Here is a 24,988-nt window from a genome sequence, read left to right on the forward strand (position 1 = left end):
GGTGATTGCCATGTTTGATAGAAAAAACGTAGAAAATATATACAATTTATCTCCTATGCAGGAAGGGATTTTATTTCACAGTATTAAAGACCAAGAATCTCATGTCTACTTTCAACAGGCATCTGTAAGAATAGACACAAACCTAAACCAAGAAATACTGAATAGAAGCTTTCAACAACTCATACAAAAATATAGTATATTACGAACTCTGTTTATCTATCAAAAGGTAGAACGCCCCTTACAAATCGTCTTAAAAGAGAGAAAAACCAATATCTTTTTCGAAGATATTTCTCACTTGAGTGCAGAGGAACAGCAAGAATATATCAAATCCTATCAGGAAAACGATAAGAAGCAAGGCTTTGATTTAACGAGAGATTTGTTATTTCGACTAGCTGTGATACAAAAAAATAAGGATTCCTTTCTCCTGATTTGGAGCTTCCACCATATTCTAATGGATGGCTGGTGCATAGGGATTCTTATCGATGATTTCTTTCAATTTTACAAGCAGAACTGTTCGAAGAAGGACGGTCTGGCGATTCAAGAAAAAGAGAAGTATCCCTATGTTACCTATATAAAGTGGCTCGAAAAACAAAAAAAAGAAGCAGCGATAGCCTATTGGCAAGAGTACCTGAAAGGATATGCAGAAGAAGCCTCGTTGCCCAAGAAAATAACATCGTCTACTGAAACGGAGTATATCCAAAAAAATAGATTCATGGAGCTTTCTCCAGAGAAAACAAAAGAGCTACAACGAATAGCACAGAAGTATGGAGTTACGCTCAATATCTTGATTCAGAGTGTCTGGGGCGTATTGCTTCAAAAGTATAACTTAAAAGAGGATGTTGTTTTTGGTTCTGTTGTATCAGGGAGGCCTTCTCAAATCGAGGGGATCGAAAGTATGATCGGCTTGTTTATCAACACGGTTCCTGTACGTGTGCGAAGTAAGGCAAACATGATTTTTTCAGAGTTGATGAGAGAGGTTCAGAACGGCTTTCTCTCATCAGAGCCTTATCAGTATCTTTCTCTAACTGAGATCCAAAACCAATCAGTTGTAAAACAAAAATTATTCGATCATATTATTGTTTTTGAGAATTTCCCCATTGGTTCAGGGCAACAGAGTGCTGAAGCACAAGAGGAAACCTTTACCTTTAAGGAAGTAGAGGTCTTTGAACAGACCAATTATGATTTTAATTTTGTCGTTTTTCCCGGTGAAGAGCTTAAGATTGAATGGAGCTATAATGCTGCCGTTTATGACGAAGAATGGGTCAGCCGTATGAGTGAACAATGGAGAAACCTGCTAGACCAAATACTAGATCAACCAGAGATAGAAATTGGTGAATTAGTGCTAGCTACCCAAGAGGAATGCTCTAAGCTAGAGATGTGGAATCGAACAGAAAAAGCAGAGTTAGCCAACACAACAATCCATGAATGGGTAGAAAAACAAGCCCTACAAGCACCATCAGAAGTAGCCGCTTTTTTTGATGGCAGCATCATGACTTATCAGGAGCTACATGAAAAATCAAATCAGGTCGCTTGGCGATTAAGAAAGGAAGGAGTAAGACCTCAAGAGGCGATAGGTCTTATGGTTGAACCTTCCTTTCAAATGCTGATCGGCATGCTAGGGATTCTAAAAGCAGGCGGAGCTTATGTTCCTCTCGATCCTAGACTGCCAGAGCAACGAATTTGGTTCATGTTAGAAGATACGAAGGCAAGATTTGTTCTTAGCCAAACGCCTTTGCTTTCTTCCTTCAAAGAATGTGATCAGCAGATTAGGTGGATCGATTTGCAGGATTCCTCTCTCTACACTGGGGAGGCGATATCAATCCCTAATGTTAATTCCAGCCATGATCTAGCCTATATTATGTATACCTCAGGATCAACAGGACAGCCCAAGGGAGTGATGGTTGAGCACCGCAATATCGTGAATCTATCATCTTGGTTTGCAGACATCTATGATCTAAGCCGTCATAAGAACATCTTACAAATGACAAACCTATCATTTGATGTGTCTGTTGAGGAAACATTGGTTCCACTGATGCATGGAGCGAAAGTAATCATTCCGACAAGGGAAGTCCTCTGGAATTCAGAGGATTTCGGTACATTTTTACGCGAACAAGAAATCCAAATTGCTCAATTCGTTCCTGCTACATTGAAAAACCTGCTCTTAAAAACGGAGAAGATTGACAGCTTGCAGGTGGTTATCTGTGGAGGAGAAGCTTTAGATATTAATACAGCCAAAAGAGTTGCGGCAATGGGTTATTCCTTGTACAACCATTATGGCCCGACTGAAACAACAGTAGATGTCTTAACCTATCCTTATCAGGAGTCTGCTACACCTGTTTATATCGGTAAACCGATTTATAATGTTCAGGCTTACATACTAGATCATCATCATAAACAAGTGGGAATTGGAGTCCCAGGAGAACTGTGGATTTCTGGTGCAGGTGTTTCAAGAGGGTATGTAAACCATGAAGAGAGAACAGCAGAAAGCTTTATTCCCGCCCCATTAGGAAAAGGGAACATGTATCGTACTGGTGATCTTGCTTGCATCCACCTGACGGAAATATTGAATACCTTGGTCGAATCGATCAGCAGGTCAAAATAAGGGGTCAACGGATTGAATTGGGCGAAATCCTTGCCCAATTAAAGGAGCATCCTTCTATAGAAGATGCCGTTGTGACTATTTATCAGGATGATCGTTTAAACAAATTTTTAGTGGCTTATTATGTTTTGAAATCAGCAAATGTGGAAGCAAATCTGACTGATATACGAGAATTCTTGTCCATGACATTGCCTGATTATATGGTTCCTTCTTATTACATTCAAATGGAGAGCCTCCCATTAAACCATAATGGAAAAATTGATTTAGCTAAATTACCAACGCCATCTGGAAAGATGGATACAGGTAAAAGCTATGTGGCACCTGCAAGCGAAATGGAAGAAGCCCTTGCTCAGGTTTGGCAAGAGGTACTGGGCGTAGACCAAGTGAGTATGGATGATCATTATTTTGACCTTGGTGGTGATTCGATCAAAGCATTGCAGATCGTTTCTCGATTACATAAGAAAAATATAAAGCTTGATTTAAAGGCTTTATTTAAGTATCCGGTGCTTCGAGAACTAAGTGCTCAAATCGAAAAAGCAGGGGTGGAAAAAGAGGGAGCTCTACAGAAAACGCAAGGAATGATCAGTGGTCAAGCTCCACTCACGCCAATCCAGCATTGGTTTTTTGAACAGCAATTTACCGATGCCCATCATTGGAATCAAGGAGTGATGTTTAAGAGCCGAGAAGCCTTGCATGAAGCTTATCTACATAAGGTCTTTACGAAGCTCCTTGTCCATCATGATGCGCTGCGGATGACCTATTCAGAAGAAGGGGAGATCCAACAGTTTAATCAAGGGTTGAACCATATAGGCTACACCTTGGAAGTCGTAGATTGTCGACAAGAGCCTTCTTCACAAGGACAGTCTGAGGAACAAGAGAGAATGTATCTTGAACATGAAGCGACTCGCCTGCAAGAGAGTATCAACCTACAGAAGGGACCCTTAGTGCGTGTGGGACTGTTCCGTACTCTAGAAGCGGATTATCTGCTGGTGGCTGTCCATCATCTCGTCGTAGATGCGGTATCATGGCGAATTCTACTGGAGGATTTGAATCAAGCCTATCTGCAAGCCAAGCAGGGAGAGGAGATTCTCTTTCAGGATAAAACCACTTCCTACAAAGAATGGGCAGAAAAGCTGGTCCACTATGCCAACAGCCCAGCCACGCTCAGGTATCTGCCCTACTGGAAGCAGGTTGAAAGCAGTACCGTCATTCCTTTACCTAAAGCGTCAACGGTGGAGAACCTACAGATGCTGGACAGCGAACGATACGAGCTGGAATGGAGCCAAGAGGAAACCGAGCAGCTGCTACGGGCGGTTCACCAAGCCTACCGCACCCAGACACAGGATGTCCTTCTGAGTGCATTGGTCCTAACCCTATATGAGTGGACGAAACAGCCTCATGTGGCAGTACAGCTTGAGGGGCATGGAAGAGAAGCCCTGTTTGAAGATGTAGACTTATACCGTACCGTAGGCTGGTTTACGACGCAATACCCTGTCGTCTTCCATCTGCCAATCACGGATCAGGATGAAGAAAAAGCTCAAGAAGCAACAAGCCAACGAGAGGTCAATCTAGAGCTTCATCTTGGGGAACTGCTTAAGACGGTCAAGGAACGGTTAAGACAGATTCCTGAGAAAGGAATTCACTATGGCCTTTTACGTTATCTGACGGAAGAGAAGCATAAGGCAGGTGTATCCTTCGAGTTAGATCCAGAAATCAACTTTAATTATCTGGGAGAATTCAGTGAATCAGCAACGTCACAGACAGGTGAACAAGCAGATGCAGGGGCTATCTTAGAGATGTCCAGCCTCCCAACGGGAGCCCAAGTCAGCCCTAGAGTTGAACGGACTCATGTTCTTGATATCAATGCCCTAGTGATGCAGGGTAAGCTGCACATGATGTGGAATGTTCACCCACAGGAAATCGATCGTCAGACAATGGACTGGTTACTCCAGCCTATCGAGCCAATCTACAACAGCTGATGAGTCATTGCTTGTCCAAGCAAGAAACGGAACGGACTCCTTCGGATGTAGGGTGTACGGACGTGTCACTGAGTGAGTGGAAAGAAATCCAACAACAGCTTCCTGACTCCAAGATCGAGAAGCTGTATGCTCTCTCACCGATGCAGGAGGGGATGTTCTTTCATTACCTGTATGACCGCCAAACCACGATGTATATAGAACAAACGGTTCTTACTCTTGAGGGAGAGCTGAACCTTGAGTATTTTAGACAGAGCCTGCAACACTTGAGTCAACGTCATGATGTTTGTCGCACGGCGTTTCTTTATGAAGGACTAACCAAGCCGATGCAGGCGGTTCTTGCCGATCGGGAGATTGCCTTTCATTACGAAGAAATGAAGGAGCTCACCCAGCAGAAAGTGACAGAATACGTGGAAGCCTATCGTCAGCAGGAGCAAGTCAGAGGCTTTGATCTATTGCATGACCCGCTGATTCGGGTGGCTGTTTTAGCCGAGAGCAGGGAGCGCTATCATGTGCTTTGGACCTTCCATCATATTCTTATGGATGGTTGGTGTATGGGCATCATTATGAATGATTTTTTCCAATTCTACAAAGATCAAAAAATGAATCGCCCCTTAACGGTTGTTCAAGCGCCTGCCTTCTCTGATTATATTGATTGGCTTCATCAGCAAGATAAATCAGGAGCATTATCTTATTGGGAAAAGAAATTAGCCTCTTTTGAACAAATAAGTGTGCTTCCTAAGAAGCAGAGTACTGTAGAGAGTCATGCAGAGTTTAAGCAGGAAGAGGTATCGCTGAATATTGATTTTGCTATAACTGATCAGATACGCCGTTATTGTCAAAGGAATAAAGTGACAATGAACACGTTTATTCAAAGCGTCTGGGCAATCTTACTGCAAAGATATAATCGTGTGGAGGACGTTGTCTTTGGCTCCGTTGTGTCGGGAAGACCAAGTACAGTCAAGGGAATCGAGGAAATGGTTGGATTGTTTATTAATACGATCCCTACCCGCATCCAAAGCTCGTCAACGATTTCTGTTAAAGAACTCTTACAGCAAGTACAACAAGCTGCTTTAGAGGACCAAGCCCATGACTATGTATCCCTTGCCGAGATACAAAGTCAGACTCTCTTAAAGCAGGACTTATTTGATCATATTATGATCTTTGAAAACTATCCTTTAGTAGAAAAAATGAAAAAAATGAGTGTAGACCCAGAAATCGATTTGGCAATTACACAGAGTGAATCGTATGAAAGGACCAATTACAGCTTAAATATTGTTGTTGTTCCAGGAGACAGCGTCACGATCCATTTTCATTACAATCAGGCAGATTATGATCGTGCGAGGATCGAAAAAGTGAGTCAGCATTTTCAGCATTTGCTTCTTCAAATAGTAAATAGTGCGGAGACCCGGGACCTGAAAGTATCTGAGCTGGAATTGATAACGCCTGAGGAACAGAAAGAGCTTCTTCGCTGGAGTACGCAGGTGGGGAGCTATTCACGAGAAAACACCATTCATGAAATGTTTGAAAAACAGGCTCAAACAACCCCGAATAAAATCGCTCTGAGCTGTAATCAAGTTCAGCTTAGCTATGCTGAAGTAAATGCTAAAGCGAATCAATGGGCGAGAGTGTTGCGGGATAAAGGAGTAGGCACGGACCATATTATTGGGATTATGCTGCCGCGATCGTTGGAGATGGGAATTGGACTGCTTGCTATTCTCAAAGCAGGGGGCGCTTATCTGCCGATTGATCCGAGCTACCCTAAGGAACGAATAGAGTACTATCTCAAAGATAGCGGAGTCGATCTATTATTAACCTTGCCTTATTTAATGGAGGATCTTAAATTTACAGGGACATGGATTGATGTTTCTGCGGAGAGGATCGAGAGTTATTCCACAGAAAATGTGGAAGTGATCAATCAGGCAAATGATTTAGCTTACGTTATTTATACCTCAGGATCAACGGGTGAACCAAAAGGAGTCATGATTGAGCATAAAAGTGTAGTCAATTATGTGCAATGGCGAAGAGAACAGTATGGTATACAGCCAGATGATGTTGCTTTACAGCTTATATCCTATGCCTTTGATGGGTATGGTTCCAATTATTATTCAGCCCTTCTAACTGGCGGCAAGCTAGTACTAGTGACAGAGGAAGAACATGTGAACTTTAGATCCATTGTCGATACCATTCGTCAAGAGAAAGTAACACATATGAGTCTTGTTCCAGCAATGTATAAAGAGATTCTAGCTATAGGAAGCATGGAGGACCTAAGAACTTTACGTTTTGTCGTTTTAGCTGGTGAATCAAGTGAGGCTGCCTTAATTGAGCAGAGTAGAGAAAAAGCTCCTCATATCTTACTCATTAACGAGTATGGTCCCACAGAGAACTGCATAGCTACAAGTGCTCATTTAGGAATGAGTGCAGATGAGCATGCGATTATTGGTAAGCCTGTCTATCATCATGAACTCTATGTACTTGATCCACAATTGAGTTTTGTCCCATCAGGGGTACCAGGAGAATTGTACGTTGGTGGAGCAGGGTTAGCAAGAGGATATTTACACCGCCCAGAGCAAACAAGTGAGGCGTTTATCTCACACCCCTTTAAGCCAAATGAACGCTTATATAAAACAGGTGATCTAGTTACCTGGCTAGATGATGGAAGCTTAAAGTATCTGGGAAGAGTAGATCAACAGCTCAAAATCAATGGACATCGCATCGAATTGGGTGAAATTGAAAATCACATCAATCGTTATGAGGCTATTCAAGACTCTGTTGTTATCGCTCATGAGGATCCCATTCTTTCTGTAAAGAGATTATCAGCTTTTATCATGATGAAGGAGCCATGTGATACTAGGGAGCTACAAGCTTATTTGAAAAAACAGCTCCCTTACTATATGATTCCTACTCGTTATCTTGAAATTGAGCAGCTGCCGTTAACGCCTACAGGCAAAGTGGATCGTGCTCTATTAGCTCAATGGGCTATGGAACAGCAGCAGGAGCTACCACTTATATTGATCCTCGTACTGAGCAAGAGGAAATCATGGCTGCCGTATGGAAAGAGGTTTTAGGAATCGAAAAAATCAGCGTGGAGCAAAACTATTTCGAGCTGGGTGGAGATTCAATAAAAGCTGTACAAATTGTAGCTCGCTTAAGTAAATATAAATGGAAGCTCGAAGTAAAGGATTTATTTGAGCAGCCAACACTCGAAGAGGCAAGTACCATGCTTAAAAGAATTACCGCTTCGATTTCACAAGAGAGTGTAACAGGAGAGGTTCTTTTAACCCCCATCCAGCAATGGTTTTTTGAACAAACATTTTCAGAGCAACATCATTGGAATCAAGCGATGATGTTATACAGTCCAAAAGGCTTTAAACCGGAATTCGTTCATAAGGCATTTGAAAAAATAACAGAACAGCATGATGCATTGCGCATGTCCTATATTCAAACAGATGAGGGGATTAAACAGATCAATAACGGTCTAGAGGGAACCTATTTTTCATTAGAATCCTATGATCTCATTGACGAAAATGAAGAACTATTAAGAAAAATAGAGAATGAGGTTAATCAGCTTCATCGTCGCTTTGATTTAGAACGAGGTCCGCTTGTGCAACTGGGCTTGTTTAGAACTAGAGAAGGAGATCATCTGCTCATTATTGTCCATCATCTAATTATAGACGGGATATCATGGAGAATCCTCCTTGAAGACTTCCAGATGGGATATGAACAGCTTCTTAAAAAAGAGGAAATCACCTTGCCAGAAAAGACCCATTCCTATCAAGAATGGGCTAAGAGATTAAGCCACCTAGCGCAAGACGCAAGATTCTTAGAAAAAGAGATTTCCTATTGGAAAGGTATAGAGACTACTGTTGTACAACCCTTGCCCAAAGAGCAGCAAATAGAGAGCAGAAAGTGGGTAGAATGCAACACGATTCAGATTGAATGGACGAAGGAACTGACCCATCATTTCGTTCATTCCGCGCATAAGACCTATCAAACCAATATGAACGATCTATTGTTAGTAGCATTAGGGCTGGCTTTTAAGGCATGGACGGGTCAAGAGCAACTCGCTGTTCAGCTTGAAGGACATGGAAGAGAAGACCTGATACCTGATACGAATATATCAAGGACCATGGGATGGTTTACCTCGTTCTATCCAGTTCTACTAAACATAGATACGACTCAAGACCTTTCCTACGTGATCAAATCAACAAAGGAGATGCTAAGACGTATTCCTAATAAAGGAGCAGGATATGGTATTGTAAAATATTTGACTCCAAAACAAATCATTGAGGAAAAACAATTGTCATTTCATTTGCAGCCTGAGGTTAACTTTAATTATTTAGGTCAGTTTGATGAGGGAAATAAGGAAACAGGCATTACGTTTTCATCTTTGAGCAGTGGGATTCCAGTTGGCGCAAATTCAGAAAAAACGTATCCCCTTGATGTTAGTGGAATGATCGTAAATGGTAGATTAGAGTTTACTTTTACTTTTCATCATAAAGAATTTAACATTCAAACGATTCAAACCTTGGCACACAGCTTTAAAGAAAATCTAGATCAACATGATCGAACATTGTTGCAGTAAAACAGAAACAGAGATCACTCCAAGTGACTTAGGAGATAAAGAGTTGAGTCTAGAAGAATTAGATGACATCTCAGAAATGTTAATGGAATTGTAATGAATAGGATTATTTACCACTAAAGAGGGTGTTTTAATTATGAAAAAAGATCTAATAGAAAAAGTATATTCTTTATCGCCTATGCAGGAAGGAATGTTGTTCGAAACCTTATTACAGCCTGCCTCATCTGCTTATGTTCAACAAATGAACTTTACATTATCAGGTGCTCTCGACTTGGAAGCTTTTGAAAAAAGCTTCCAAGCCTTAATTGATCGATACGAAATTTTTCGTACAGTCTTTATTTATGAAAAAGTACAACGCCCTAAGCAGGTGGTTTTAAAGCAAAGGGAAGCTAAATTCACCTATATTGATATACGTCAGCAAAGTGATGCTGAACGGAGAGAAACTCTTCTTCATTTGCAAGAGCAAGATAAATCTCTTGGATTTCATTTGTTTCGCGATCCTTTGATTCGCATGACGGTGATTCATTGCCGTGAAGAGGTTTATCGCGTGATCTGGAGCTTCCATCATATCTTAATGGATGGCTGGTGCATGGGCGTAGTTCTGGATGAGTTTTTCCAAATGTATGAACAGTATAGAACGAAACAGCCACTTATGCTAAGCCCTGTCCAACCATATCAGCGCTATATTCAATGGGTAGAAGAACAAGCAGAAGAGGAAGCCTTGGATTACTGGAGAAGCTATTTAGATGGATACGAAAATATGACTGGTTTACCAACCACATCTGATAAAAGCACGATGACTGCATTGTTTAAACCCGCCGAGCTGTGCTTACCTTTATCGAAGCAGATAACAGAAAGATTAACAGAGCTAGCGCACAAATCGCAAGTAACACTGAATGTATGTCTTCAGACTATCTGGGCACTTTTATTACAAAGATATAATCGAACTGATGACGTGGTTTTTGGTTCAGTTGTTTCAGGCAGACCTGCTGAGATTGAGGGGATTGAAAAAATGGTAGGGTTGTTTATCAATACGATTCCTGTTCGTATTCAATCAGCGGGGGAAGAAACCTTTTTAGATCTGGTGAAGAAGACTCAGCAAGGGGCACTCCAATCTGAAAAATATCACTATAGCAGTCTAGCAAAGCTTCAAAAACAACAGGGACAAAAAGTAGATGTTATTCAACATATTATGGTGTTTGAAAACTTTCCCTTTGAAGCGTCGGAAAAAACTTTATCAGGTTTAACTATTTCAGACATCGATATTTTTGAACAAACCAATTATGATCTGACCATTGTTGTCCTACCAGGCGAAGAAATGACGATTACATTTGATTATAATGCCCATGTGTATGATGCCAATTTTATGCGAAGAGTAGGGGAGCATTTCTTACATACGATAGAAACAGTGATCCAGCATCCCGAAATAAAGGTAAGTGAAATAGAGATTATTACGGAGCAAGAGAAACAGGAAATGATTACTCGATTTGGTTCAACATCTGTACCCTATCCAAAGAACAAAACCATTCATGAACTGATTGAGGAACAGGCGCAACGAACACCAGAGCGAGTGGCGGTAGTGAGTGGAAATCAAGAGCTTACTTATCAAGAATTAATAACAAAAGCCAATCAGGTAGCGTTCATTCTTAGAGAGAAAGGAGTACGCTCTAACGAGATCGTTGGCTTACTCATGGAGCACTCTCTCGAAACGATCATTGGTATACTAGGCATCCTTAAATCAGGTGCCGCTTATTTACCTATTGATCCAGAGTATCCCAGAGAACGAATCGATTATATGCTTGCTGATAGTCAAGCACGCGTTCTTCTTACTCATCAAAAAGGGGTTGAACGACATGCTTACCTCTGCGCTAATGAACAGAAAACAATCCCTGAACTTCTGTTCATAGAAGAGATATTGGCACAAGAAATCCATCAGCCGGTGATTAACAATGTCAACGCACCACATGATTTGATTTATCTCCTGTATACATCAGGTTCAACTGGAAAACCAAAAGGTGCCATGATCAACCATCAGGGAGTTGTCAATTACATCTGGTGGGCGAACAAATCCTATGTAAAAGGGGAGAATGTAGATTTCGCTCTATACTCTTCTATATCGTTTGATTTAACAGTTACCTCTATCTTTACTCCTTTGCTAGCAGGAAATAAAATTCGGATTTATTCAGGGGGGAATAAAGAACTGTTGATTCAACAGGTTCTGGAGGAAAATGAGGTTGGCATTATAAAGCTAACTCCTTCTCATTTAAAATTAATCAAAAGCATGGATGTCCAAGGTTCAAGGCTGAAACGCATGATCGTTGGTGGAGAAGCGTTAGAAACAGAGCTTGCTAGAGAGATTGTCCAGCATTTTAATGGAAATCTAGAAATCTATAACGAATATGGACCGACTGAAACGGTGGTTGGGTGTATGATTTACCGTTACGATCCGCTAAAAGACCAACGCTTCGAGGTTCCTATCGGTATGCCAGCAGACAACGTGCAAATCTATCTTTTAGATCAGCATTTGCATCTCGTGCCCCAAGGGATAGCAGGAGAGATTTGTATTGCAGGTGATGGAGTAGCACGAGGGTACTTAAACCAAGCAGAGAAAACAGCCGAAAGCTTTATTAACCTTGAGCTGGCAGGTAAAGGGAAGATGTATCGAACGGGAGATTTAGCGCGTATTCTGCCAGATGGGAATATAGAGTATCTAGGGCGTCTTGATCATCAAGTAAAAATCCGGGGTTACCGTATCGAATTAGGAGAGATCACATATCAGCTCATTCAGCATCCTCTTATTGAAGATGCTATTGTATTAACGCACCATGAACTCGGTTCAGCTCCGGCTTTAGTAGCATATTTTGTGCCAAAAGAAGAAGAGCTTCAACAGAGCGCTGAAACAGATCAGCCTGAATCTCACAGCTCGCTTAGGGTTTCTGCTCTACGTGAGTTTTTAGCCCAAGCGTTGCCTGATTATATGATTCCATCCTATTTTGTAGCTATGGAAAAGTTGCCGTTAAATGCGAACGGGAAGGTGGAGCGGAAACAGCTTCCTCATCCAAAAGAAAGTATAAGTACAGGAAAAGCATATATTGCCCCTCAATCTGAAATAGAAGTCATCCTAGCAAATATTTGGAAAGAAGTGCTGGGTGTCGAACAATTAAGTGTAGAGGATCACTTTTTTGAGCTGGGCGGTGATTCAATCAAAGCTCTGCAAATCCTGTCTCGTTTGCAAAAATATGATTTGAAGCTTGACTTAAAGGATTTATTTACTCATTCAACTATTCGTCAGCTCAGTCCTTTTGTCAGAAAGAAAAAGGAACCTAGTGGAGCGAAGCGTCAGCAAGAATGGATCACTGGACGGGTTCAACTCACGCCTATCCAGCATTGGTTTTTTGAACAGGAATTCACCGATGCCCATCATTGGAATCAAGGAGTGATGCTCCAGAGCCGAGAAGTCTTGCATGAAGCCCATCTGCATAAGGTCTTTACCAAGCTCCTTGCCCATCATGATGCCCTGCGGATGACCTATTCAGAAGAAGGGGAGATCCACCAGTTTAATCAAGGCTTGAACCATATAGGCTACACCTTGGAAGTTGTGGATTGTCGTCAAGAGTTTCCTTCACAGGAAGAGTCTGAGGAACAAGAGAGAATGTATCTTGAACAAGAAGCGACTCGTCTGCAAGAGAGTATCAACCTACAGAAGGGACCCTTAGTGCGTGTGGGACTGTTCCGTACTCTAGAAGCGGATTATCTGCTGGTGGCTGTTCATCATCTCGTCGTAGATGCGGTATCGTGGCGAATTCTACTGGAGGACTTGAATCAAGCCTATCTGCAAGCCAAGCAGGGAGAGGAGATTCTCTTTCAGGATAAAACCACTTCCTACAAAGAATGGGCAGAAAAGCTGGTCCACTATGCCAACAGCCCAGCCACGCTAAGGTATCTGCCCTACTGGAAGCAGGTCGAAAGCAGTAGCGTCGTTTCTTTACCTAAAGCGTCAACGGTGGAGAACCTACAAATGCAGGACAGCGAACGATACGAGCTGGAATGGAGCCAAGAAGAAACCGAGCAGCTGCTTCGTGCGGTTCACCAAGCCTACCGCACCCAGACACAGGATGTCCTTCTGAGTGCATTGGTCCTAACCCTATATGAGTGGACGAAACAGCCTCATGTGGCAGTACAGCTTGAGGGACATGGACGAGAAGCCCTGTTTGAAGATGTAGACTTATACCGTACCGTAGGCTGGTTTACGACGCAATACCCTGTCGTCTTCAATCTGCCAATCACGGATCAGGCTGAAGAAAAAGCTCAAGAAGCAACAACCCCAAGAGAGGTTAATCTAGAGGTTCATCTTGGAGAGCTACTAAAATCGGTCAAGGAACGGTTAAGACAGATTCCTGAGAAAGGAATTCACTATGGCCTTTTACGTTATCTGACGGAAGAGAAGCATAAGGCAGGTGTATCCTTCGAGTTAGAACCAGAAATCAACTTTAATTATCTGGGAGAATTCAGTGAATCAGCAACGTCACAGACAGGTGAACAAGCAGATGCAGGGGCTATCTTAGAGATGTCCAGCCTCCCAACGGGAGCCCAAGTCAGCCCTAGAGCTGAACGGACTCATGTTCTTGATATCAATGCCCTAGTGATGCACGGTAAGCTGCACATGATGTGGAATGTTCACCCACAGGAAATCGATCGTCAGACAATGGACTGGTTACTCCAGACCTATCGAACCAATCTGCAACTGCTGATGAGTCATTGCTTGTCCAAGCAAGAAACAGAACGGACTCCTTCTGATGTAGGGTGTACGGAGGTGTCACTAAGTGAATGGAAGGAAATCCAACAACAGCTTCCTGACTCCAAGATCGAGAAGCTGTATGCTCTCTCACCTATGCAGGAGGGGATGTTCTTTCATTACCTGTATGACCGCCAAACCACGATGTATATAGAACAAACGGTTCTTACTCTTGAGGGAGAGCTGAACCTTGAGTATTTTAGACAGAGCCTGCAACACTTGAGTCAACGTCATGATGTTTGTCGCACCGCGTTTCTTTATGAAGGACTAACCAAGCCGATGCAGGCGGTTCTTGCCGATCGGGAGATAGCTTTTCATTATGAAGAAATGAAGGAGCTCTCCCAGCAGAAAGTGACAGAATACGTGGAAGCCTATCGTCAGCAGGAGCAAGTCAGAGGCTTTGATCTGCTTCATGACCCGCTGATTCGGGTGACTGTTTTAGCCGAGAGCACAGAGCGCTATCATGTGCTTTGGACCTTCCATCATATTCTTATGGATGGCTGGTGTATGGGTATTATTTTGCAAGAGCTAATTGAAAGCTACCAAGCACTCATGAATAAGACGATTGCCCAGTTAGAGCCTGTCACTCCTTACCATAACTATATCGATTTTCTTCAGCACTATAACGCTGAAGAGGCGGCTCATTATTGGCAGGAGTTCTTAGAAGATTATACTGAACTTGCCACATTACCTAAAAACCTAGTGACCAAGAGCGCTGAAACGAGTAGCCAAGAAGAGCTGATTTTCACAATAGATTCAGAGCTAACTAGCCAATTGGCAAGATTAGCTCGAAGCAAACATGTAACGCTTAATACGGTCATTCAAACCATTTGGGGGATCGTCTTACAACGATATAATCTATCGAATGATGTTGTGTTTGGCGCTGTCGTATCAGGCAGACCTCATGAACTGGCAGGCGTTGAAAAAATGGTAGGATTATTCATTAATACCATTCCTGTACGAGTGCGTAGCAGCTTAATCAATCTTTTGAAGACCTGCTTCAGCAAGTCCAAGAGCAGGCAATTGAATCAAAGCCGTTTCATTATTATCCTTTATACGAAATTCAGGCACAAAAAGAACAGCGACAAAATCTAATAGATCATATTCTGGTATTTGAAAATTACCCAGTGAATAATGAACAACTAGAGAAACTGTGCGGAGAAGAAGTAGGATTTACTCTAGCATTACAACATGCCATTGAACAAACCAACTATGATTTTGAAATGGTCGTCGTCCCGAATAAAGAGCTGACGATTAATTTTAGATATAATGCTCAGGTTTATGACAAGAGTATGATGTTAGAATTAGAGCAAAATATGAAACAAGTGATTCTCGAGGTTTCTAAGAATACTAACATTAAAGTAGACCAGGTTAATCTGCTTAGTCCTCTTTCACAAGATAAACTGTTGAACCAGTTTAACGCAACGGATGCTTTCTATCCATCAAGTCGAACCATTCACTCCTTTTTTGAAGAAGTAGCGGAGCGAGCGCCGGAGCAGGTTGCTGTGGTAGAGGGGCAAAATCAACTAACCTATCGTGAGCTGAATGAAAGAGCCAATCAATTGGCACACAAATTAAGAGAAAAAGGGGTAACAAGAAATTCTATTGTGGGTCTTATGCTGGAACGCTCCATAGATATGATGATAGGAATTCTAGCGATCCTTAAAGCAGGTGGTGCTTATTTGCCACTTCAACCATCCTATCCAATCGATCGTCTGCGTTATATGGTCGAAAATAGTGAAGCTAAGCTAATACTCACAACTTATTCACTAGAAAGAAAATTCGAACTAGAAACAGAATTAATGACCGTTGATCAAAAATTTGAGACAAAAAGAACCAATCCAGATCCTGTTAACGAACCAAATGATCTAGCCTATATCATCTATACCTCAGGAACGACGGGAAATCCTAAGGGAGTCATGATTGAACATCGTTCGGTTATCAATCGACTGCATTGGATGCAAAAAGAGTATTCTTTGACCAAGGATGATGTGATCCTTCAAAAGACACCTTTTAGTTTTGACGTGTCTGTATGGGAGTTGCTGTGGTGGGCGATGTATGGAGCAAAAATGTGTATTCTTCCACCTAATGCGGAAAAAGATCCGGCTGAAATCATTAAGGCAATTGATGATTATCAGGTAACAACGATTCATTTTGTACCTTCTATGTTTACGTTGTTTTTATCTGAGTTTGACATGAATGGTTCGACTTTAAGTTGTCGTAGTTTACGCACTATTTTTACTAGTGGAGAAGCCTTAAATGTACATCAAGTGCAAAAATTTAAAGAATTATTCAACGAGCATCAAGTAGAGTTGGTGAACTTATACGGGCCAACGGAAGCGACCATTGATGTGACCTATTATGCCATTGATAAGCAGGAAGAGCATCGACTTATTCCAATTGGTAAACCTATTGACAATACACAGATTTTAATTCTAGATAAGCACCGTCAATTACAGCCTATCGGGGTAGCTGGAGAGCTATGTATCGCAGGTGATGGCTTAGCAAGAGGGTATGTTAATCAGCCTGAACTGACTAATCATTCCTTTGTGGACCATCCTTTTATAGAAGGCAAAAAGATGTACAAGACAGGTGATTTAGCTAGATGGTTAGCAGATGGTCAAATAGAATATTTAGGTCGCTTGGATCACCAAATGAAAATAAGAGGATATAGAATCGAAGCGGCAGAAGTAGAGAACCGAATTCTAGAACATGCTTCTGTCAACGAATGTCTGGTTACAGACTATGAAGAGGGCAGTGGAACGAGGGTTTTAGTGGCATATATCGTAGTGGAACAGGAAGAAGAGGAGCTTATTCCAGAAATCAGAAGCTGGTTAACCACCGTTTTACCTGAATATATGATTCCTTCCTTCTTTGTTCTACTAGAAAAAATGCCTCTATCACCAAATGGGAAAATAGATCGCCGAAGATTGCCGAGTCCGATCGTTCAGACACTAAACAGTGCTGATTATGCAGCACCGAGAAATAAAATAGAGCAAAAGATTCTTGAGATGTGGAAAAAAATAGTGAATACGGAGCAGATCGGAATACATGATGACTTCTTTTTACTCGGGGGTCATTCACTTAAAGCCACATCACTAGTATCTCAATTGAAGAAGGAGTTTAAAGTAGAATTTACGGTCAAGGATGTCTTTACTTATCCGACAATTGAGCAGATGGCAGCAAGGGTTGCACAAGCGAAGGAAATAGAACTTACTCGTATTCTTAAAGTGGAAGAGAGAAGCTATTACCCTGTATCATCTGCGCAGAAAAGATTGTATGTGTTGTCTAAATTTGAGGATGCTAGTATCCAGTACAATATGCCTGGTGTCATGGTCTTAGAAGGAAAGATTGAAGTAGAAAAAGTGAAGGATGCTTTTCTGCAATTACTTCAGCGCCATGAATCCTTGCGAACCTCGTTTGACACAGTAGATGGAAAGATTGTTCAGATGATTCACAAGGAAGTAAACATTCCTTTTCAGGTGATTGATCTTCAACATAATAAAGAAACCATTGACTCATGCCTTCACTCCTTCGTTCAGCCTTTTGACTTGCATGCCGCACCCCTGTTTCGCGTAGCTGTGGCTAAGGAGGAAGAAGAGCTTCATTATCTCTTATTTGATATGCACCATACCATTTCAGATGGAGTTTCTATGGATTTGCTGGTGAAGGAATTTATGGAGCTTTATCAGGGAAGGGCATTGGAGCCATTACCCATTCAGTATCGAGATTATGCTGTCTGGCAACAAGCTTTCTTAGAGAAAGAGGAATGTCAGCATCAAGAAAGCTATTGGCTGCAATCATTATCAGGTGAGCTTCCCATTCTCGACCTGCCATTTGATTATTCTCGTCCAGCCTATCAGACAATGGAAGGTGATAATGTTCGACTTTCTTTGCCTGCTGCGTTAACAGAGAAGCTCAAAAGCTTTGCACGAGCACAAAACATGACCATGTATATGATCTGTTTAGCAGCATACAATATCCTGCTATCGAGATACACCAACCAAGAAGATTTGATTATAGGATCTCCGATTTCCGGAAGAAGAGAAGCGGATGTACAATCGCTTATCGGTGTTTTTATTAATACCTTAGCCTTGCGTAACCAGCCGAAAAAAACACTGAGTATTATCGATTTCCTGCAAGAGGTAACGGAGAACACGCTACAATCACATGAGCATCAAGAGTATCCTTTCGAGCGCTTAATCGAAAAATTAAAAATCAGCCGTTATATTAGCAGACATCCGCTTATTGATACGATGTTTGATTATCAATATGCAGATGGTACAACCCTTCGTTTGTCTGGACTAGATATTCGACCTTATGAGTATAAAACAAAGGTGGCAAAGTTTGATCTCAGTCTTGATTTATACGAATCAGATCAGACCATTCAATGCGAATTTGAATATGCTACTCAGCTCTTCCGTCATGAGACGATCGAAAGAATGGCTCAGCACTATGTTCGAATAGTAGAGGAAATGGTAGAGAATCCTACTCAACTAATAGGTGAGATAGAGATAGTAACAGAAGCTGAAAAAAGGCAAATGGTAGTAGAGTATAATTCAGCTCGTCTGCCACTACACGAAACATCTTCAAAAGCATTTCATCTCTGGATTGAAGAGCAAGCTGAACGAAATCCAGACGGAGTGGCTGTGCGTGTTGAACAGGAATGGATAACGTATAGTGCGCTGAATAAAAGAGCGAATCAATTAGCGCGTATCCTACGTCAGCATGATGTTCGACCAAATCATATTGTAGCTGTATTAGCTGAGCGTTCTATCGAGATGGTGATCGGAGTACTTGCCGTACTTAAAGCAGGCGGAGCCTATTTACCTATTGATCCTAGTTATCCAGAGCAACGTATTCAGCACATGATAGATGATAGTCAGGTTTCGATTTTGTTAACACACCGCCAGCTAGAGAAAAGAATCGTATTTAAAGGAACAATTCTACAAATGGTTCACCCTACTGTGGATCAGGAAGCTACTCACAATCTGACAAGTGTAAACTCGCTGGATGATCTAGCCTATGTCATCTACACCTCTGGGACCACTGGAAAGCCAAAAGGGGTGATGATTGAGCATCGAAATCTTGTCAATATTGCGTTGGCTTGGAGAACAGAATACAACTTAGGCACAATGAAGGTCAAACTATTGCAAGTGGCAAGCTTTTCTTTTGATGTATTTACAGGGGACCTAGCTAGAACACTTTTCAATGGTGGAGAACTGGTTATCTGTCCAGAGCAAAATCGGATGGAGCCTAGTAAACTTTATCAAATTCTGAAGGATGATCAGGTTACGATATTTGAATCGACACCTGCGTTAATTATTCCATTAATGAAATACGTGTATCAGAATCAGTTGCCGACTGAGCTAAAAATAGTGATCCTTGGCTCCGATCAATGTTCCTTAAGTGATTATCGGGAGCTGGTCCACCGTTTTGGTAAACAAATGAGAATTCTGAACAGCTATGGGGTCACCGAGGCTTGTATCGATTCTAGCTATTATGAAGCTAGCTATGAAGAACTTAGAAGATTGCGAACAGTCCCCATCGGGAAGCCGTTGCAAAATGTTGCTTTTTATGTCCTCAATTCTGCTCAGAAGCTTCAACCGGTTGGCGTACCGGGAGAGTTATATATCGGTGGAGCTGGTGTAGCGCGAGGGTACTTTCAACGTCAGGAGCTTACTGAGGAGAGGTTTGTTTCTAGTCCTTTTGTTCAAGGAGAACGTTTATATAAAACAGGGGATATGGTGCGTTGGCTAGCAGATGGTAACTTAGAATTTATAGGGCGAGAAGATGCTCAGGTGAACATTCGAGGATATCGAGTGGAGTTAGCCGAAATTGAATACCACTTAGCGCAATATATAGGGATTGAAGAAGTAGTCGTCCTATTAAAGGAAAACAAACATAAATCCATGAGTCTATGTACCTATTACACGGCAAACTATGAAATAGAAGGGTCAAAGGTCAGAGGCTTTTTAAGCAAATCTCTGCCAGAGTACATGATTCCAAACCACTATATCCATTTGGAGCAAATACCGTTAACAGTCAATGGAAAAGTAGATCGTTCTCGTCTTCCAGAGCCGGCAGAAAGCAGAAAGCGTCAAGAAGACTTTAAACAACCAAGAACGGAAATGGAGAAGATATTGGCGCAGGTCTGGCAAGCAGTCCTATTGATCGACCATGAAATTGGCCTTACGGATCACTTCTTTGATTTAGGAGGAGATTCGATCAAAGCGATTGAGATTGTTGCGAGGCTGAATACTCACAAGCTGAAGTTAGAGGTAGTGGATCTCTTTCAGCATCCGATCTTAGAAGAAGTGGCATCCTATGTCACGAAAAATGATCTGGAAGTGGATCAAGGAGCCGTGACGGGAGAAACGGCACTTACTCCTATTCAGCACTGGTTTTTTGAAGAGGAATTCTATGAAGCTCATCATTGGAATCAATCTATTATGCTTTATCGTGCAGAGGGCTTTGATGAAAGACTGCTTCAGAAGGTTTTTGACAAACTGCTAGCGCATCATGATGCGCTGAGAGCAGTCTTTAGAAAAGAAAACGGACAATGGCATCAAGTCGTAAGGGGGATAGAGGAAACAAACCTCCAAATTACGGTCAACAGATTAGATTCTGATACCCTTGAGATGAATCAACATGATCTCCAGTCAAAAATAGAAGAGGAAGCGACACGTATCCAAAGCTCAATGGTACTGGATCAAGGACCATTACTCAAGGTAGGCTTATTCCGAACTCCTGCGGGCGATCATTTGCTGATGACCGTTCATCATTTAGTCATGGACGGCATCTCTTGGAGGATTCTACTAGAGGATTTTTCAAGCGCGTATCAACAAGAATTGCAAGGCTTAGACGTACAGCTTCCTCCTAAGACTCATTCCTATCAGTATTGGGCAGAGCAATTACGTGTCTATTCAGCTAGCAGAGCGGTGCAAAGAGAATGGGAATATTGGCAAAAGGTAGATCAGACGCCTATTGCTCCGCTACCGAAGGACTTTAGTGTGACACACCGTTTGGTTGGTAATAAAGCCAGTCTATCCTATCAATTTACGGTAGAAGAAACAGAACAATTGTTAAAACAAGTGAACAAGGCGTATCAGACAGAGATTAATGATATTCTGTTAACGACCCTTGGATTGGCGGTAAGTGAGTGGTCCTCTGATTCTCAGGTTGTTATTCAACTCGAAGGACATGGAAGGGAAAAGATATCTAAGCAGCTGGATATTAGTCGCACGATAGGCTGGTTCACTTCAGAATATCCTGTCGTATTGGACATGAGCCATAAAATCGATCTGGGTTATCAGATTAAAACTATTAAAGAACAATTGCGCCGAGTTCCAAATAAAGGGGTTGGCTATGGAGTATTGAAGTATCTGGCGATGGAAGATACTTCAAAACGAGAGTTAAGTAGCAAGCCTTCTATAAGCTTTAATTATTTCGGACAATTTGATCGTGAATCGGAGTATGATCTATTTCAAATCTCTGACATGCCTGCTGGAGAAATGATTAGTGCTAAAAATGAACAACCCTATGCTCTAGAAATCAATGCCATGATTACAGAGAAGCAGTTAACGGTTATGGTCGATTATGATCAACATGAATTCCTTGAAGAAACGATCCAAAGCTTTATTGATCTATTTAGCTCACATATGACGCAGCTAATGACTCACTGTTTAGAAAAAGATCAAACAGAGCTGACGCCAGCCGATGTAGGTAATCATCAGCTTTCTATTAAGGATCTAGATAAAATTCAGCAGAAGCTAAAACAAAAACTAACTCTTTCTTTTAAAAATAAAAGATGAGGAGTACTCGTAAAAAGAAGAGAAAGGGGAAGGTTTATCTATGGAAGAAACATTGCAGATAGAGTCTATTCAACCACTATCACCTATGCAAGAGGGCATGCTCTTTCATTATCTGATGGACCCTGCATCAGCAGCTTATTTCGAGCAAACCTTATTGACGATTACCGGTCACATAGATATGGATACCCTGGCAAAAAGCTTTCAAGAGCTTTTTGCCAGATATGATATCTTTCGAACCGTTTTTATGTATGAAGAAATGGAACAACCTTATCAAATCGTACTTCAAGAACGAGAAGCAAGTGTTTACTATGAAAACATTACACATCTAAACGAGGAGGAGCGGAATCTCTATATACGACAATTTCAGTTAAGAGATCGAGAGCAGGGTTTTGATCTTACCCAAGATGTCCTCATGCGCTTAAGTGTGATTCAGGTGGAACCCAAGGTCTATAAAATGATTTGGAGCCATCATCATATTTTAATGGATGCTGGTGTCTAGGAATCATTATGGATGATTTCTTTCAAATCTATGAAAAAGTACAGCATAACGAAGCTATTCACCTGCCATTTGTAAGACCTTATCACGATTATATTCAATGGTTACAGACGCAAGATCCTGAGGAAGCAGAAGAATACTGGTCTTCCTATCTTGAAGGATATACTCATCCTGCTACTGGCTTCCCATTAAAGCAAAGAGAACCTTCTACAGCGTATGTTCGAGCAGAAGCTACTTTTCAGTTAGATCAACAAACGACAGATAAGTTTGTGCAGTTGACGAGGCAATATGAGATCACAGCCAACTCAGCCATCCAAGCTCTTTGGGGACTGCTGTTACAAAGCTATTATCAAATAGAGGACATCGTTTTTGGTGCCGTTGTGTCGGGAAGACCAACAGAAATAGAAGGCATTGAGAAAATGGTGGGCTTATTTATCAATACATTACCTGTTCGGGTGAGCGACAATGGACAACAAACGTTGGTAGAAATCATGCGAAATGTCCAAAAATCGGCTCTTGACTCTGAGAAATATCAATATACCTCCTTGGCTCAATTACAAGCAAAGTGTGGAATCAGCCAAAAGATGATCGATCATATTTTAGTTTTTCAGAATTACCCTGTGAAACAGCAAATTCAAAAAGCAAATGATGAGCAAAATGTGGATTTTATTGTCCAGGATATCGAAGAATTTGAACAAACCAATTATGATCTAAATCTGATTATTGCGTTACATGAACAGCTAGAATTGACTTTCAGCTATAATGAGGCTGTTTTTTCTGCCTCAGCTATACAACAACTAGGAGAACAATGGCTCTATTTCATTCAGCAATTTGTTCATAATCCTCATCAATTTCCACATCAGTTGGAGCTGATTACTGAACAAGCAAGCAGAATGATCGATTCATTTAATGATACGTCTTTCCCTTATCCTAAGGAGAAAACAATAGCACAATTATTTGAAGAACAGGCTAGAAAGACTCCTGAGAAAGTTGCTGTGGTCGATGGAGAACAAGAGATAACCTATAACGAACTAAATAAGCAAGCAGACCAACTGGCGCAGCAACTTAAACAGCTCGGTGTTCGCTCTCAGGAAATCGTTGGTTTGCTTATGGATCGTTCGATTCATTGTGTGATAGGGATACTAGGGATCTTAAAAGCTGGCGGGGCTTATTTGCCCATTGACCCATCTTATCCCTTAGAAAGAATCAATGATATGCTAGGGGACAGCCAAACAACCTATGTTGTAGCTAAATCGAAGTATCAAGATCGATACCCTTCATCATTTCATACAGATCATCATTTCTCTTGTCCTGCATCTAGTGATATTGATTCAGATTATGTGTTGCTCAGCAAAAAGGAAGAAGCTTCAACAACCACGCTAACAAATGATCAGAGTCTGCTATATAAGGAAAAGGATGAATGTCACAGCCCGTTAGCCTACGTGATTTATACGTCCGGTTCAACAGGAAAACCTAAAGGAGTCCTTATTGAACAGAAAGGACTTGTTAATTATATTACCTGGCGTAACCAGCAGTATCACTTGAATGAAGAGGATACCTTGTTACAGCTCATTTCTATTTCCTTTGATGGTTTTGGAGCGAATCTATACTCTAGTTTGCTGGCGGGGGCTAAGCTCGTCTTGATCCATGAAGAAACCTCCTATCAGGTGAAACAGGTGATCGATGTGATTCGCCAGCACAAAGTGAGCCATATGAGCTTGGTTCCTTCTGTCTATCACATGATTGTCCAGCATGCCTCGGCAGCCGATTTGGAATCCTTACGCTCTGTGGTCATTGCCGGAGAAAAAGCTAGTCGGGAATGTGTTCGCCAGAGTCAAAGAAAATGTCCTCATATTCAATTGATCAATGAATATGGCCCAACAGAAAACACGATTGCTACAACCTACCATATGAACATGGAACCTTCTGCAACTTCTATTATTGGGCGTCCAATAGGGAATCAGGAAGTCTTGCTTCTAGATCGTCATGAGAGAGTACTGCCGATTGGAGTTACTGGAGAATTATGTGTGTCAGGTGAGGGATTGGCAAAAGGATATCTCCGTCGCTCAGAATTAACGAAAGATCGGTTTGTTGTTCACCCTAAGTACCCTGATAAGAAAATCTATAAAACAGGAGATTTAGCGAAGTGGTTACCAAATGGAACCATTGAGTATGTGGGCAGAATGGACGATCAGGTCAAAATAAGAGGTCTTCGGATTGAACTTGGAGAAGTCGAAAATAAGCTAGCGACCCATGAGCTTATTCAACAGTCGGTGGTTACAGTAATTGAAGAGCACAATGGGAACGATTCTTTGTGTGCTTATTACCAATCCACGGCTACACTGCAAGCGAATGAATTGCGGACCTACCTTCTGCAATTTTTGCCTGAGTATATGCTTCCAGCGTATTTCGTGCAAATAGAGCAAATTCCACTCACTCTCAATGGGAAGGTGGATCGGCAAGCCCTCCCTCAGCCAAAACAGGGAGAAACTCAGCAGCGTCATATTGTCCCTCCAACAAATGAAACAGAAGAAATGCTGATTCAAATTTGGAAAGACACTTTAGGAGTAGAAGAGGTGGGCATCACTGATTCATTCTTTGAGGTGGGAGGCCACTCCCTGCATGCGATGCAGGTCATTTCACGTATACAAGTAGAATTTCAGAAGGAAGTCCCTTTAAAAGAATTGTTCCAGCATGCGACTGTAGAGCAGCTTGCCAAATATATT

6 protein-coding genes and 1 pseudogene are annotated in these 24,988 nt (G+C 41.6%); all 7 read left to right on the plus strand.

Annotated elements, in window-relative coordinates:
* The first annotated feature begins 10 nt into the window (after positions 1 to 10).
* Positions 11 to 2,602 carry a non-ribosomal peptide synthetase gene (locus tag JCM10596_RS27900; RefSeq protein WP_051541299.1) on the plus strand — a complete coding sequence of 864 codons (2,592 nt, stop codon included), beginning with the start codon at positions 11 to 13 and terminating at the stop codon, positions 2,600 to 2,602.
* Entirely contained in the window at positions 2,542 to 4,578 is a 2,037-nt protein-coding gene (locus JCM10596_RS27905) for a condensation domain-containing protein (RefSeq protein WP_051541300.1), read from the plus strand. Before JCM10596_RS27900 ends, JCM10596_RS27905 begins: the two co-directional genes overlap by 61 nt.
* Positions 4,497 to 7,643 (plus strand): amino acid adenylation domain-containing protein, encoded by a 3,147-nt coding sequence (locus tag JCM10596_RS12845; protein ID WP_148302593.1) that lies wholly within the window; start codon positions 4,497 to 4,499, stop codon positions 7,641 to 7,643. The genes JCM10596_RS27905 and JCM10596_RS12845 overlap by 82 nt, the downstream gene beginning before the upstream one ends.
* On the plus strand, positions 7,616 to 9,160 hold the full coding sequence (locus JCM10596_RS12850) for a condensation domain-containing protein (RefSeq protein WP_025027480.1): 1,545 nt from the start codon (positions 7,616 to 7,618) through the stop codon (positions 9,158 to 9,160). Before JCM10596_RS12845 ends, JCM10596_RS12850 begins: the two co-directional genes overlap by 28 nt.
* 133 nt (positions 9,161 to 9,293) lie before the next feature.
* Positions 9,294 to 15,047 (plus strand): non-ribosomal peptide synthetase, encoded by a 5,754-nt coding sequence (locus JCM10596_RS12855; RefSeq protein ID WP_025027481.1) that lies wholly within the window; start codon positions 9,294 to 9,296, stop codon positions 15,045 to 15,047.
* Positions 14,975 to 21,766 (plus strand): non-ribosomal peptide synthetase, encoded by a 6,792-nt coding sequence (locus tag JCM10596_RS12860; protein ID WP_267879702.1) that lies wholly within the window; start codon positions 14,975 to 14,977, stop codon positions 21,764 to 21,766. Before JCM10596_RS12855 ends, JCM10596_RS12860 begins: the two co-directional genes overlap by 73 nt.
* 115 nt (positions 21,767 to 21,881) lie before the next feature.
* Positions 21,882 to 24,976, plus strand: a pseudogene (locus tag JCM10596_RS30855) (non-ribosomal peptide synthetase); the annotation flags it as partial.
* Positions 24,977 to 24,988 lie beyond the last annotated feature (12 nt).

This window comes from Caldalkalibacillus mannanilyticus JCM 10596, from assembly GCF_000615945.1.
GTDB lineage: Bacteria > Bacillota > Bacilli > Caldalkalibacillales > JCM-10596 > Bacillus_AT > Bacillus_AT mannanilyticus.

What these genes read in the sequence shown, in the direction of transcription:
- JCM10596_RS12850 (WP_025027480.1), top strand. Translation starts at nt 7,616, where the DNA reads ATGGCTGCCGTATGGAAAGAGGTTTTAGGAATCGAAAAAATCAGCGTG.
- JCM10596_RS12855 (WP_025027481.1), top strand. Translation starts at nt 9,294, where the DNA reads ATGAAAAAAGATCTAATAGAAAAAGTATATTCTTTATCGCCTATGCAG.
- JCM10596_RS27900 (WP_051541299.1), top strand. Translation starts at nt 11, where the DNA reads ATGTTTGATAGAAAAAACGTAGAAAATATATACAATTTATCTCCTATG.